This is a genomic window from Pseudoalteromonas atlantica, from assembly GCA_007988745.1.
Taxonomy (GTDB): Bacteria; Pseudomonadota; Gammaproteobacteria; order Enterobacterales; family Alteromonadaceae; genus Pseudoalteromonas; species Pseudoalteromonas atlantica.
In genome coordinates this window covers 48388-62675 of sequence record BJUT01000009.1, presented here as the reverse complement: position 1 = coordinate 62675, position 14288 = coordinate 48388, and the positions used below count along the sequence as shown (strand labels likewise).

Annotated in this window: 17 protein-coding genes; 12 read left to right on the top strand and 5 right to left on the bottom strand. The window is 41.2% G+C overall.

Annotated elements, in window-relative coordinates; genetic code table 11:
- Position 1: 1 nt before the first annotated feature.
- The gene (locus tag PAT01_RS06535) at positions 2–523 is read right to left on the bottom strand and encodes a hypothetical protein (RefSeq protein ID WP_029773902.1); all 522 of its coding nucleotides are present in this window, start codon (positions 521–523) and stop codon (positions 2–4) included.
- A 1-nt stretch (position 524) separates the two neighbouring features.
- Entirely contained in the window at positions 525–1979 is a 1455-nt protein-coding gene (locus PAT01_RS06530) for a sensor histidine kinase (RefSeq protein ID WP_096739158.1), read from the bottom strand.
- Between the two features lie 301 nt (positions 1980–2280).
- Here PAT01_RS06530 and PAT01_RS06525 point away from each other — a divergent pair, with 301 nt between their 5' ends.
- The 6 genes from PAT01_RS06525 (at position 2281) to PAT01_RS06500 (ending at position 6122) form a co-directional block, all read left to right on the top strand.
- Positions 2281–2514, top strand: coding sequence for an EF-hand domain-containing protein (locus PAT01_RS06525; protein ID WP_004586103.1), 234 nt, complete (start codon positions 2281–2283; stop codon positions 2512–2514).
- Positions 2515–2539: 25 nt separating this feature from the next.
- Positions 2540–2767, top strand: coding sequence for an EF-hand domain-containing protein (locus tag PAT01_RS06520; RefSeq protein ID WP_029773904.1), 228 nt, complete (start codon positions 2540–2542; stop codon positions 2765–2767).
- 288 nt (positions 2768–3055) lie between these two features.
- Positions 3056–3292, top strand: a complete 237-nt coding sequence (locus PAT01_RS06515) for an EF-hand domain-containing protein (protein ID WP_024033183.1) — start codon at positions 3056–3058, stop codon at positions 3290–3292.
- A gap of 8 nt (positions 3293–3300) precedes the next feature.
- Positions 3301–3537 (top strand): EF-hand domain-containing protein, encoded by a 237-nt coding sequence (locus PAT01_RS06510; RefSeq protein WP_004586100.1) that lies wholly within the window; start codon positions 3301–3303, stop codon positions 3535–3537.
- A gap of 131 nt (positions 3538–3668) precedes the next feature.
- Positions 3669–5324 carry an amidohydrolase gene (locus PAT01_RS06505; protein ID WP_138576898.1) on the top strand — a complete coding sequence of 552 codons (1656 nt, stop codon included), beginning with the start codon at positions 3669–3671 and terminating at the stop codon, positions 5322–5324.
- A gap of 120 nt (positions 5325–5444) precedes the next feature.
- Complete coding sequence (locus tag PAT01_RS06500; protein ID WP_004586098.1) at positions 5445–6122, top strand: FlgO family outer membrane protein; 678 nt, start codon at positions 5445–5447, stop codon at positions 6120–6122.
- A gap of 50 nt (positions 6123–6172) precedes the next feature.
- Here PAT01_RS06500 and PAT01_RS06495 read toward each other — a convergent pair whose 3' ends face one another.
- Positions 6173–6403, bottom strand: a complete 231-nt coding sequence (locus PAT01_RS06495) for a YgjV family protein (protein WP_096041230.1) — start codon at positions 6401–6403, stop codon at positions 6173–6175.
- 489 nt (positions 6404–6892) lie between these two features.
- Here PAT01_RS06495 and PAT01_RS06490 point away from each other — a divergent pair, with 489 nt between their 5' ends.
- On the top strand, positions 6893–7549 hold the full coding sequence (locus PAT01_RS06490) for a Crp/Fnr family transcriptional regulator (protein WP_004586096.1): 657 nt from the start codon (positions 6893–6895) through the stop codon (positions 7547–7549).
- A 144-nt stretch (positions 7550–7693) separates the two neighbouring features.
- On the opposite strand, the gene PAT01_RS06485 is transcribed toward PAT01_RS06490, so the two are convergent.
- On the bottom strand, positions 7694–8260 hold the full coding sequence (locus tag PAT01_RS06485; RefSeq protein WP_004586095.1) for a phosphoribosyltransferase: 567 nt from the start codon (positions 8258–8260) through the stop codon (positions 7694–7696).
- Between the two features lie 182 nt (positions 8261–8442).
- The gene (pepB, locus tag PAT01_RS06480; protein ID WP_054982768.1) at positions 8443–9738 is read right to left on the bottom strand and encodes an aminopeptidase PepB; all 1296 of its coding nucleotides are present in this window, start codon (positions 9736–9738) and stop codon (positions 8443–8445) included.
- Between the two features lie 120 nt (positions 9739–9858).
- Here pepB and sfsA point away from each other — a divergent pair, with 120 nt between their 5' ends.
- From sfsA to folK, 5 genes are all read left to right on the top strand, one after another.
- Positions 9859–10575, top strand: coding sequence for a DNA/RNA nuclease SfsA (gene sfsA / locus PAT01_RS06475; RefSeq protein ID WP_138576900.1), 717 nt, complete (start codon positions 9859–9861; stop codon positions 10573–10575).
- A 226-nt stretch (positions 10576–10801) separates the two neighbouring features.
- Positions 10802–11245, top strand: a complete 444-nt coding sequence (dksA, locus tag PAT01_RS06470; protein ID WP_004586092.1) for an RNA polymerase-binding protein DksA — start codon at positions 10802–10804, stop codon at positions 11243–11245.
- Between the two features lie 16 nt (positions 11246–11261).
- Positions 11262–12206: a tRNA glutamyl-Q(34) synthetase GluQRS gene (gluQRS, locus tag PAT01_RS06465; RefSeq protein ID WP_138576901.1), complete on the top strand. Its 945-nt coding sequence runs from the start codon at positions 11262–11264 to the stop codon at positions 12204–12206.
- 234 nt (positions 12207–12440) lie between these two features.
- Positions 12441–13772 (top strand): polynucleotide adenylyltransferase PcnB, encoded by a 1332-nt coding sequence (gene pcnB / locus PAT01_RS06460; protein WP_004586090.1) that lies wholly within the window; start codon positions 12441–12443, stop codon positions 13770–13772.
- A 4-nt stretch (positions 13773–13776) separates the two neighbouring features.
- Positions 13777–14262 carry a 2-amino-4-hydroxy-6-hydroxymethyldihydropteridine diphosphokinase gene (gene folK / locus PAT01_RS06455; RefSeq protein ID WP_029773910.1) on the top strand — a complete coding sequence of 162 codons (486 nt, stop codon included), beginning with the start codon at positions 13777–13779 and terminating at the stop codon, positions 14260–14262.
- Positions 14263–14288: the final 26 nt, after the last annotated feature.

Genomic DNA, 14288 nt, shown 5'->3' with positions numbered 1-14288 from the left:
ATTACTGCTCCTTAGTGTCTTCGCGTAGTAACAGCTGCTGCTCTATTGTGGCTAAAGACGATAACGTTTGCTGCATTTTGTCATTTAACGCCTGCTGCTCTTTTAGGGCATTTATTTGCCGAGTAACATGTTGCTTTTGAAGCCATAAATATTGTTTTATTGGCTCAGGCCAAAAGTAGGCTAAATCGAGTTTTTGTAATCGTGTCATTACCTCCTCTGGCGCACTTGAGGTGTTAACACACATGAATTTAAAAAAACGTTTTAGCTCTTTTTCACCTAAATAAGTATGTAGGCTTGGCTTTACTTTAAAACCGCCACATTGATTAGCATGCCATGCAACAACACGTTCTGCGCTGGGGTAAACGGGGTCACTTTTAGGGCGCTTTTTAGGATTTGGCACCGCATTTTTTGCAGGCTCAACCTCCTGCGACACTGCTGCTGTTTGTGTGTTATTTGTTTCACACCCAGCTAAAACAACCGTACTACTGAGCACACATAAAATAGCTATTAAACGCGTACGCATGCTATAAAACTCCTTGATTAGTTAAAGGTATTTTTATTGTAAATAAGCAGCCTTGGGGCTGGTTATGCTCAACACTAAGCTGGCCTTGTAACTGCTCAACCGACTCTTTTACTATGGTTAAACCTAAGCCACTGCCTTGCAGCGTAACATCTTTATTATGCTTGCCTTGGTAAAATGCGCTGAATATCTGGGTTTTTTCTTGCTCTTTAATACCACAGCCTTCGTCGCGCACTTGCATTATTAATAGCTTTTGCTCAAGTGCTAAGGTTACATCAACACTTTGCCCTGTATTTGAAAATTTTAACGCATTAGAAATGAGCTGAATGAGGGTCATTTCTATCAGCTCTGCGGGTAATGCAAGTGGCTGTTTTGTTATGCTGTTGTGCCAATTTAAGCGTTGCTGCTTAGCCGTTAAGCGGTGCTCAAAATGGCTGTTTATTTTATTTATTAAATTGCCAAATTCGACTTCGCTAACGCTGTCTTTACTGGTTCTGATAGCGTTATAACTAAGTAGGCTGTCAATCATAGTGCGCAGACGCACCATAGATTGGCTAATAAGCTCCAGTACAGCTTGCTGCTCTTTTGTAATGGGGCCGACTATTTCATCGCTAAGTAAATCGGTGCCCTCGACCATTGAAGCCAACGGCGTTTTAAGCTCGTGGGTTACATGGCGTAAAAAGGTATCTTTTTGTTGTTCAAGCATATGTAACTGCTCTTGCACCCATTGTAGTTTTTCGCCTAATTCCACCAGCTCACTTGAGCCTTGCACTGCAATTTTTTGCTGCCAGTGGCCTTGCCCTAGTTTATCTATTACCGACGTAAGCCCTTTTAAACGTTTACTTATGCGCCATAAAAAGCCTCCACCCACTAGTAAAGTAAGCGGAATAAGTGCCACTAACCAGTTAATAAACGAGCTTTGTAAAGTACTTAATTCACTTTGGTTGTTTTGTATTTGCGCTGCATTCGTATCGCGCAACCACACAGTAAGCTCAGCCACTAAATCGCTAATAGGCACAAACAATGCAGCATCTTGTTGGTTATTTTCAATTAAAGCTTGATGAGTACTACGCAATGTTGTTGCTAAGCGGCGCCACTGCATAGTGTATTGCTGTGTGGCACTGGCTTGGCTGAGCGTGTCGATTGTTTGTAAGGAGGATTGCCATTTTTCGTTTATTAACGTGTCGAGCGACTCGCTTTTTAGCACCCAGTTTTGTCGCGTTGCCCGCTCTAGACTATTAAGCTCTTGCTTTAAAAAATTAAACGACTTAGTAACTTGGTAATTATTACTGACAATAAGCTGGGTAACAGCGAGCTGTTTGTTTAACGCATTTAAAAAAACAATAACCACTAAACTAAGCGGCAGTAACGACAGCAGCATACTAATTATAAACTGACCTATTAAGTTAGGCCGCCAATTAAGCATTGCACGATACTTTTTAGCCAACGTTACAGGCATTATCATTTCCTTTTATTATTTTAAGCGCCCTATTTTAGTTACTTACCTTATACTCTCGCTGAATCAACTTCTATATTTAACCCAATATATCCACTTGTTGCCATTTAGCAACACACTAAGCTATTGATAACTCTATTAACGACTAATAGCACGTACCGCCTGTTGCAAAAATAACACACATTTAAGTAAAAAATTCCGACCAACGCCACAAAAATATTATAAACCATTGATTTTAAACACCTATTTAAATTGGCACTATTTTTGTAATAGTGAGTGCAACTTTAATCAATAAGGAAATTAAATGAACAACCGCTTTTTAGTAATTTTACCCATGCTGGCTTTTGGGTTTATGGGCACAGATGCAATAGCTATGGACGTTCAAGCTACTTTTAATGAGCTAGATAAAGACAGTAACGGCACACTTAGCGAATCAGAAGCGGGTGAAGATGCCGTACTACACGAAAACTTTTCACAAATAGACACTAACCAAGATGGCCAGTTGTCGCTAAGTGAATTCAAAAAGTTTATTCAGTAAATTCATTTAATTAAGGAACATGATTATGAAACAACTTATCGCAGCATTTACATTAATGTTTTTAGCCATTAGCGCCACGGCTTTAGCCTCTTCTGTCAACATTCGCTTTGCTCATTTAGACAAAGATATGGATGGAGCAGTATCGCTTGCAGAAGCCAAACAAGATAAAGAAGTAATGAGGCAATTTGCCGATTTAGATGAAAACCAAGACAAGAAAATTTCTAAAGAAGAGTTTCAAAATTTTAAACCTTAATTGTGATTAAGCGCTTTAATAACAAACTCAATAGTAACGATATTTAAATCTTTTTCTCTGGCTAGAAATTTTAATCAGTTAGCGCTAAACGGGCTGCTTAAAATAGATTTATTATCCACAGCTGAAGTTAATTAAGTTTTACTTAAGCTTTTACCTAGTAAGGTAGGTTTCAAAAGCATTTGCCATAATCCCTGAGGGAATGTGTAAACGGATTTAATGTTGGGAAGTTAAATTATGGCAAGTGCTTTTTTTATTAATCTACAAACACTGTATGTTGGAAGGAAAACCATGAAGTGTGTTTTTTTTAGTGTTATCGCTATTACTATGATCAGCTTTAATGCTGTTGCGTTAGATGTTAAACAACGTTTTGATCACCTTGATGCCAATAAAAGCGGCTTCTTAACAGAAGACGAATTAGAGCCACAGCCTCAGCTACTCAGCACCTTTACTCGCTGGGATAAAAACCAAGACAAACAAATCTCGCTTCTTGAGTTTAAAGACTATTTAACCAATAACCTTTACTGAGTATAAGTATGAAGACCGTAAGCTATTTAGCGCTTGTTGCGCTGGGCCTTTTTAGCGATGTAAGCCTTGGCCAAAGTACAGAAGTTGCCGATAAATTTGAAAAGTTTGACCGTAACCACGATGGCTTTTTAACCCGTTCAGAAACTGCCATTGATCCCGCCCTTTGGTCGCGTTTTTCAAGTTATGATAAAGATAAAGACGGCAGACTTACCCTTTCGGAATATGGCATATACGCCAGTAAGTAACTCTTTTTTATAAGCGTAAGCGCTAAATTTTTAACAGCCCTTACGCTTTTAAGCTATCTACCTCAACATATTGGTATTCTAAAAGTGAGTTTGCTAGGGTTATTTTACTAACAATAAAAAATAACCAACTTATGCAACTCAAAACATTATTTAACCCACTACTGCTTGCCGGCTTATTTGTAAGCAGCACTGCGATTGCGCAAACGCAGGTCATTTACAACGCTAATGGTTACACTCCCTTATACCAAGGTGGTATACAAACGTTTTCTACTTTAGTGATTAAAAACGGTAAAGTTGTTAAAACTGGAGATGATACGCTTAAAAACACTTTTCCTGATGCCACACTTATTGATGCCAAAGGTAATACGTTACTGCCAGGGTTGATTGACGCTCACGGGCATGTAATTGGCCTTGGCGATAACTTATCGCAACTTGATGTACGCGGCGCTAAATCGGTCGCTGAAATAACCACAAAGCTAGAACAATTTGCAAAAAATAAACAAGGCTGGATATTAGGACGAGGCTGGAACCAAGAGCTGTGGAGCGACACGCGCTTTCCTACCGCCAAAGACTTAGACAAAGTAGTCAATGACCGTCCAGTGGTACTTTCGCGCGTTGACAGCCATGCAATTTGGGTTAACAGCAAAGCCTTAGAGCTGGCCGGTATTACCGCAGCCACTCAAGCCCCTGACGGCGGCGAGATTATTAAAGATGAATTTGGCAATCCAACCGGTATTTTTGTTGATAAGGCCGAGTCGTTAATTACCCAGCATATGAGCGCTCCTTCAAAACAAGCTATAAGCGACTCGCTAGATGCCGCAGGCGCGCACTTATTAAGCTTAGGCATTACCTCTACTCACGATGCCGGTATTGATAAAACCACCTGGGAAGTTTACAAAGAGCGCAGCGAGCAAGGTAATTTGCCACTAAGAATTGTCGCTATGCTAAGTGCTGCTAGCCCTGATTTAAAGCACATGCTTAAGGCAGGGCGCTATCAAGATGCTGCATCGTTTATGTCTATCCGCAGTGTAAAAGTATATGCCGATGGCGCATTAGGCTCGCGCGGGGCTGCGCTAATTGATGACTACGCAGATAGAAAAAACCACCACGGCCTAATGCTAGAAACCCAAGCTAAGCTTGAAGAATTATTTACTTTAAGCTTTAAAAATGGCTTTAGCGCCAACACCCATGCAATTGGTGATAAGGCAAATAAAGTGGTACTTGACGCGTATCAAAACGTGTTTAAGCAAACAGGCGGTATGTTACTGCGTAACCGTATTGAACACGCGCAAATAGTCACCCCTGATGATATTCCACGTTTTAAAGCACTTAAAATCATTCCATCTATGCAGCCTGTGCATGCCACCTCAGATATGCATATGGCTCAGCAGCGCTTAACCGATAACCAATTACAAGGTGCATATGCATGGCAAACATTTTTAAAGCAAGGCTCTGTGATTGCAGCAGGCTCTGACTACCCTGTAGAGCTGGCAAACCCTTTTGATGGCTTGTATTCAGCCATTACCCGTATGGATCATAATATGCTGCCTGAGAACGGCTGGCGCGCAAGCGAAGTGCTAAGCCGCGAACAAGCCTTAAGAGCGTTTACCCTCGGCGGCGCGTATGCAGCGCACCAAGAGTTTAAAATAGGCAGCTTAGAAAACGGAAAATGGGCAGACTTTATTTTAATAGACAAAGACTACTTTAAAGTCCCTGTCGATGAGATTTATAAAACACAGGTTTTACAGAGTTGGGTAGCTGGAGAATTACGCTTTAAAAAAGAATAGCTTATAAAGCATACAAACTTAAAAATAAACAAAGTAATTATGGATATTTACTAAAGTAATTAAAAAGTGTGTCGATAAGTGAGGGAATTTAAAAAATCTCTTATGTTTCAGGAAGAAAACATGTTTTCAAAAAAACTATCTCTTACTTTATCGGCTCTTTTTACTTTATCACTTAGTGCATGCTCTACTCACCCAGTTTATAACGGCCACGCTTCGCATAATAATATTGGCCATCACAATAGCCATAATCGTTACACAGACGTTCATCAGCCACGCGTAAATAACTGGCAGTTCCCAGAAAATAACTACCGCCCTATTAACAGCAGTAAATTATTAAGTAACTATACAGAACAATTAGCAATGAAGCTGATTGAAAATATGAACTACATCAACAGTGGGACGCCTGTTGCAATTACTTCGTTTGTGAACTTAGATGACAATTTACAAACCACAAATATATTTGGTAATCACTTGGCTGAAAGCTTTATTACTGAAATGCAGGAGTTTGGCTTATCGGTAGTTGATTACAAACACACAGGCGCTGTGCATGTAACCCCGTTAGGTGATTTCTCGTTTAGTCGTAATGGTAAAGAAATTAAAGGTTACCCACATATTGAATACACTTTATCAGGCACTCTAACTTACACGAATCGTGGTGTAATAGTTAACGCTCGTATTATTGGGGCAAAGTCTAAAGTAGTGGTCTCATCGGCTAAAGGATTTATCCCAAGCTTTGTTGTTGAGTCACTTTATCCAACTCGTAGAACTGATGGCATTGTTTTAGACGCGGTGCTTTAAAACAAAAAAGGGTTAACTTAAATGTTAACCCTTTTTTTGAATTTTTAGCTTCACGCTTCTTTGACTTTAGGCTGCCGGTAGAGCTTTACAATATGGTACATATTTACCAGCGCTAATAAGCCATTAGTAAACGCAACAGGCACTGCACCAATAGCCACACCGTAAATAGTAAATACAATACAACCAAACATATTATACCAACGCAGTTTTACTACATCGGTCATTGTTAACGATGCAACCAAGAAAGCTGATGCAATATAACCTAAATATTCCCAACTCAATTGTTCTCTCCTACCCTTTAGGTTAGCATTACGCTAATGCTAACGTGTGGCACTTGTCAGTGTTACAACGTTTAATACCAATGCGCAATAATACTCAATCATTTTGCGGGGCTAAACGTGTCGCTACCTGTGTTAAAAAATGCTCATTTACGACTGCATGGATGCAGAAGGTAGAACAATGCAGGAGCAATTGCCGAGAACGACTAAATAGCTATTTTTTGCCTAGCTATCAACACGCTTTCCTAGCCTTAAAATTGATCACTTAATTATTAGGCAGATTGGTATAAAATAAAAAAACTAACTTGCTTAAAAAACCTTAAAAAGTATATTGGTTGTAGCCAATAGCTTCCTAAATCATTGCACGGGAAATGAAGGTATTACGTACTTAGCAAGGCTAAATACAGTAGCAAGTTAGCGTAAATTCTTAGAGCCTTAATAATATCGTCATTAAGGTGTAATAAATAGGACAATTGTCCGAAGAGCATATTGATGTTTCAATACCATTTTTCTAGTTACCTTGTTGAACAATTACTCACTTTTGCAGGGAGTAGCTATCAACAATCAAAAAAAGAAGTGCTGATCCACCAAGATCAACCACTTAGTAAACTTGTGCTGGTGCGCAGCGGTACTATTTCATTTAGTTATGATGTAGGTAACGGACGCCGCCTATTATTAGGCCAATTAGATTGCAACAACACCCTAATTGGTGAAATAGAAGCACTAAACAATAACCCATGTATTTATACGGTCACCTGTTTTAGCGATGTAACCTATAATTTAATAGAGCTTCGCCACTGGCGAGCATTACTACTCGAAAAGCCAGAGCTGAGCTTATATACCGCGCAAACCATTGCGGCTAAGTTTCAAGAAAACCAAAAAATTAATTTAGATAAGTTACTGCTGCCTTTAAGCTACAACATAGCTAAAGACTGCTTACTACGAGCCGAGAACAATAACCCAACGCTACTGCGCGCATACCCAACCGTTAACGCCGAAGCAGAGCGCTTTGCAACCACTGAGCGAGCTTATCGCCGCGTAGTTACCGAACTTGTTGAAAAAGGCTTAGTGCAGCGCAGCTCCCATGGGCTAAAAGCGGTCGATACGCAAAGTTTAAGTGATTATGTAGACAGTTTTGCGCAGCTGTAAAAAAATCAGACACAAAAAAAGGCCGTAATGGCCTTTTTTAGTTTTTATGGTATTTATTAGCACTGCGCTATAGCAGCAATTTATTTAAAACGAGTACACAAACACGCCCCCGCGCAAATAAACTCCTACTTAACGCTTAGGCAATTACTTATCTAATAAAATATCTTGGATATTTACTAAATCAGATTTACCTTCAATTATTTCATCTGGCGTTAAACCCGATAACTCATGCGGGAACACTAACCACTCTTCTGACTCATGAATAAAGTAATCTGGCACCATCTCTACTTTTGAGTTTTTAGGCTTATAGTACGGACATGCCACACGAATATCGCGTGGTAAGTTTAAGCGCATAAGCTCAGAAAGCTTTTCTTTTAGTGCAAATATACTGCGGCCAGAATCAAACACATCATCAACAATAAGCAGTGAGTCACCAGCATTAGCGTTTTCTACAATGTAGTGTAGGCCGTGTACTTTTATTTCTTTAGATTGCTTGCCAATACCGTAATAAGACGACGTACGCACCGCAATGTGATCAGTCTCAATGCCTTTGTAGTCGTAGTATTCTTGCACAGCAATACCAATAGGTGCACCACCTCGCCAAATACCAATTATAAAGTCTGGACGAAAGCCATCTTTATAAACTTGTGCCGCTACGCGGAATGAATCTTCAAGTAGCTGTTGAGCTGTGATGTAGCACTTATCTGACATAGTTTAGAACCCCAGTGGTGAGTATAACATTTGAGTGTAGGCACTTTAGCCAATAATTAAACACCCAAACAGGTATTGGCGAAGGATTTTACCGTAAATAAAAATAAATTGCTTGCCTGCAAATAGCAAAATAGGCACCAATTGGTGCCTATTTTATGTATTAAACGCCTAGTTACGTACTATTAAGCTTTTTCTAACAATGTACGTGCCACTGTGCGCATACCTTGCGTAGTTGCACCTGCAGCCCATTGGCTAGTGCTACCCATATTAAATGCTGCAGCTAAATCAATGTGTACCCAACCTTTACCATCGTTTGGTACAAAGCGAGATAAAAAGCCTGCTGCATTTGATGCGCCGCCGTAACCGCCACCTTTTTGAGCGCGGCTATTTGCCGTATCAGCATATGGAGATGGGCAGTTTTGCTGGTGCCATTTTTCAAGCGGAAGAGGCCATGCAGCTTCCATTTCTTGCGATGCAAAGTCTTCTACTTCGCGTACCAGCTCTTTATCAAGGGCAAATAATGCGTTGTACTCTTGACCTACAGCAACGAGTGCAGCACCGGTTAGTGTTGCCGCATCTATAATTAGCTCTGCGCCAGTTTCGCCTGCAGCCATTAGACCATCAGCAAGCACTAAACGCCCTTCAGCATCGGTGTTTACAATTTCAACGGTTGTGCCATTTTTGTAGGTTAAAATATCACCTAGTTTGTAAGCGTGGCCCGAAATTAAGTTCTCTGCACAGCATAAAAACAGCTTAATGCGTTTTTCTATACCGCGGTTAATAGCCAGTGCTAAACCCGCTGTTACCGTTGCCGCGCCACCCATGTCGCACTTCATTCCTAGCATACCTTCGCTAGATTTAATTGAGTAACCACCAGAGTCAAACGTAATACCTTTACCTACAAGCGCAGCGCTTACCGGTGCGTTTTCATCGCCTGTTGGGTTGTAATCAAGCTCAAGTAAAACAGGTGGACGCTCAGAGCCACGGCCCACAGCATGAATACCAATCCACTGTTGCTCTAATAACGCATCGCCTTTAATAATTTGGTAGCTTACGTGTTCAGGCGCTAACGATTGAATAAATTCGGCGGCTTTTTCAGCAAGGCTTTCAGGGTAAATGTCATCCGCTGTGCCGTTTACCATTTCTCGTGCCCACGTAGCTGAGGCTTTTAAATGCGCCAGCTCGTTTAGATCTGATTGTGCGTTATCAACAAATTCAACACCATGTAATGATTTAGGTGTTACAAAACCTTGGTAAAAAGCCCATTGGCTTTCTGTGCACCATGTATCGCCCGCAAGCTCAACCTGTTTAACACCTTGGCTTGCAATTGTTCGCGCCGCTTTTTGAACATTTTTTAATGTTTCTTGCTCAGATAAATGAACCGTTGCGCCTTGCTCGTTAAAAGACAACGCCGCGTTTTCGCCCCAATGGCTTGGTGCTGCTTGCTCGCTTAGTTGAACAACAAATTTTTCACTCATGTTAGAATACCCTTACACTTAAATGTGCCACCGAGTTTACTATAGTGAGTACAAGTTCCCAACAGCTTGAGATAAATAACATAAACCAACGCATCTGCAGCGTTTAGCATTGGAATTTAAATGAAATACACCCCAGCTTTACAGCCCGCCACGTTATTAAAACGCTATAAACGCTTTTTAGCCGATCTCCAACTTAACGATGGAACTGAATTTACCGCCCACTGCGCCAACACCGGTAAAATGACAGGTTGCGCAGAGCCTGGCTTTAGCGCTTTTTATTCAACCAGCGATAACAGTAAACGAAAATACCCTCAGTCGTTAGAGCTCACTCAAAACTCCCTCTCGCAGTTAATATGTGTTAATACCGCCGTGGCGAATAAAGTGGTCGAAGAGGCTATCAACAACCAGGTTATTACAGAGCTTAACGGCTATGAGCAGCTTCAAAGTGAAGTAAAATACGGCAGCGAAAACAGCCGTATCGACTTTTTACTCACCGGCGACAATAAACCCGCTTGCTATGTAGAGGTAAAGTCAGTCACTTTGTTAAGCGAAACCGCACCACAAAGTGGGCAAGGCTACTTTCCGGATGCGCAAACCGTGCGTGGGCAAAAACACATTCGCGAATTAATAGAAATGATCGAACAAGGCCACCGCGCAGTATTACTGTTCGCTGTTTTACACCAAGGTATTAATACGGTGAGTGCAGCAAGCCACATAGATAAAAAATACAGCGACTTATTAAAGCACGCGATTAAAAAAGGCTTGGAGGTATACGCTTATAAGGCATCTATTACGCCTAGTGAAGTAACGCTTAGTGAGAAAGTGGCCTTTAAATAAAAAATTTAACTTGCTTTTAAACTTTATGCCCATATAACTAGGCAAGTTTAAATACCGAAATAACGATTAATAAAGCATCAAAATCAAAATATGAGCCTTTTTAGTCAACACACTGGTTGAAGCTAATTCGATTAATTAAAAAATAAATTTGCCTAGGGTATAAGATTCTGCTATTTATACCGCCGGCTAATGCTGAGGCATTAAATTAAGGATTTAGGAGAGAGTTATGCCAGACCAACAAAGACATGGTTTATTGGCTCAAGCCGGTTTAGAACCATACCAAGAAAAGCCGGGCGAAGAGTATATGAATGAAGCACAACGTGCTCATTTTAAAGCGATTTTAGAAGCGTGGCGTAACGACTTACGTAATGAAGTTGACCGCACAAAATCGCATATGCAAGACGAAGCTGCCAACTTTCCTGATCCAGTTGACCGCGCTGCGCAAGAAGAAGAGTTCTCTTTAGAACTTCGTACTCGCGACCGCGAACGTAAACTGATCAAAAAAATTGAAAAAACAATTATCTTAATTAAAGAAGATGATTTTGGCTTTTGTGAGTCATGCGGAATCGAAATTGGTATTCGTCGTTTAGAGGCGCGTCCAACTGCAGATTTATGCGTAGACTGTAAAACCCTTGCAGAAATTAAAGAAAAACAAGCTGGGCGCGGTTAATTAAAATTAGTTAACTATGTCTCCTACAGCCGTTACCACGCCAAAGCGTGACTATCGCGGTCGATTTGCACCGTCTCCTTCTGGGCCACTTCACTTTGGCTCGCTTGTGGCGGCTGTGGGCAGCTACCTTGATGCTAAAGTAAATCAGGGTAAATGGTTAGTGCGCATTGAAGACATAGACACCACCCGCGTGGTTAAAAATGCCGACACCCATATTCTAAATACCTTACAAGCCTACGGCCTTTACTGGGACGAATCCGTTGTTTATCAAACCCAGCGCCTACCTCTTTATCAAGAGGTAACAAATAAGCTGATCCACCAACAATGTGTATATGGTTGTCGCTGTTCTCGCAAACAAATAAAAGCCATGGGTGGCATTTACCAAGGTCACTGCAAAACACTTAACTTGTCAACAGAGCAAGGCGCACTTCGTCTTAGCCAACAGCACCCAACATGCCATTTTAACGATTTGATTCAAGGCGATATTACTGTAAATAGTGCATTAGCCCATGAAGATTACATAATAAAGCGCAGTGACGGATTATTTGCCTACCAACTAGTGGTGGTTATTGATGACATAGAGCAAGGTATTAATCGTGTGGTACGTGGCGCCGATTTAATCGAGCCTACAGCACGGCAAATCAGTTTATTTAAACAGCTTAATGCGCCTATTCCCCAATACGCACATTTACCCCTTGCGGTGGCCGAGCCAGGTTTTAAACTCTCTAAACAAAATTATGCGCCCGCTATTAGCACAGACAACCCAAAGCCCGCGCTTATTGATGCGTTTGAATTTTTAAACTTACCTGTACATAGCCAATTGAATGATTTGTCTGTGGAGCAATTAATGGTGTGGGCTATTAACGAATTTAGCTTAACAGCGGTGCCAAACATACCCGAAATTCAAATTTCGCAAGGTCAGCATCCAAACAGCACTAAATTTACGCATTTAAGCAAATAAAAAACTTAAAAACGGCTTAATTTCAGTCCATCAACTTAATTTTTATACCGCGCTGGTATATGATAGCCGCCTAAATAGAGGCTATTTACAATAAATACAAAGCACCGCACTATAATACCTAATTTATGTGCTTTTTGATTGCGATGACCAGCCAATCATCATTTCTGTAGGAGACAGATTATTATTTCCAAGCTTTTTCAATTTTGCAGGCAAATAATCGGCCCAAATGCCGATGTGCAAAGCACTCAAACAAGTGATGAACCGGTTGTTGTAACACGCGGCGAACATGGTATTTCACGTAAACAATTTAGCCCAAATGCAATCAAAGTACTTTACCGTTTAAAAGACGGTGGTTACGACGCTTACCTTGTAGGTGGTTGTATTCGCGATATATTGTTAGGTCAACAACCAAAAGACTTTGACGTTGTTACCAATGCCACCCCAGAGCAAGTTAAAAAACTATTTAGAAATTGCCGCCTAATTGGCCGTCGTTTTCGCTTAGCACATATTGTTTTTGGTCGCGAAATTATAGAAGTAGCCACCATGCGCGGGCACCACGAAGCGCAAGAAGATAAAAACCAAATTAGCCAATCAAGCGAGCACGGGCAGTTACTGCGCGATAACGTGTTTGGTAGCATTGAAGAAGACGCCGAGCGCCGTGATTTTTCTATCAACGCGCTGTATTACTCTATTAACGATTTTTGTATATACGATTACGCCAATGGCTTAGCGGCCATACAAGCAAAACAAATTGAGTTAATTGGCGACCCAGAAACACGCTACCGCGAAGACCCTGTACGTATGCTACGTGCGGTGCGCTTTGCAACTAAGCTTGATATGAGCATAGCGCCAAAAAGCGAAAAGCCAATTACTGCGCTTGCCAGCCTACTTGATAACATACCGCCAGCGCGTTTATTTGAAGAAGTTCTAAAGCTGTTTTTAAACGGTAAAGCCGAAGCTAACTATTTAATGCTACGCCAATACGGCTTGTTTAAGTCGTTATTTCCGGTGCTTGATAAAATTTTAGATAAAAACCCTGACGGCTTAGAAGCGGCGTTTATTCAGCAAATGTTTCAAAACACCGATAAACGCATAAATGCAGATAAAAAAGTAACGCCTGCGTTTATATTTGCTGCTTTAATGTGGTTTCCGCTGCTTGAGCGCACAACTAAAATTAAACAACAAGAACAGCTGTCTTACTTTGATGCCTTTGCTCAAGCCATGAATAAAGTTCTGAGCGAAAATGCCCAGCATATTGCAGTACCTAAACGCTTTACCTTAGGCGCGCGCGACATTTGGCATATACAGCAACGTTTAGATAAACGTGCCGGCCAACGCGCTTACAGACTTACCCAGCAGCCACGATTTAAAGCCGCTTATGACTTTTTATTATTACGAGTGGATGCCGGTGAGCACCAACATAGTGAGCTTGCCCAGTGGTGGACACAATACTTGAGCCTAGATATTAATGGCCAAAAAGAAATGGTAAAAAACCTAGGCCACCAAGGTGGACCAAAACCACGTAAACGTCCGCGCCGCCGCACCACTAAAAAGCCAGCTGAGTAATTGCATGCAGTGTGTATATTTGGGTTTAGGTGCCAACCTAAACTCACCCAAAGAGCAGCTTGATAACGCCGTTTGTGCGCTTAAAAAGCTGCCTCATTGTGAATTTATAAGTGTATCGCATTACTATGCAAGCAAACCAATGGGCCCACAAGATCAACCCGACTATGTAAATGCCGTAGCGTGTATTAAAACCGCGCTTGAACCTGAGCAATTACTTGATTTAACTCAAGCCATAGAGCTTGAACATGGGCGGGTAAGAAAAGCCGAACGTTGGGGGCCGCGTACGCTCGATATAGATACCTTACTGTTTGGTCAGCAAGTGATTAATACCCAGCGCTTAACTGTGCCACATTATGGCCTGTGCGAACGTGAGTTTGTAGTTTACCCTTTACTTGAGCTTGCCCCAGAACTGATTTTACCAAGCGGCATTGCATTAAAAACCATTGCGCAAGACTTACCGCTCAACGACTTACAACAATTACCTCTGTAATTAACCAAGGCTTATGCCTGCGAGGA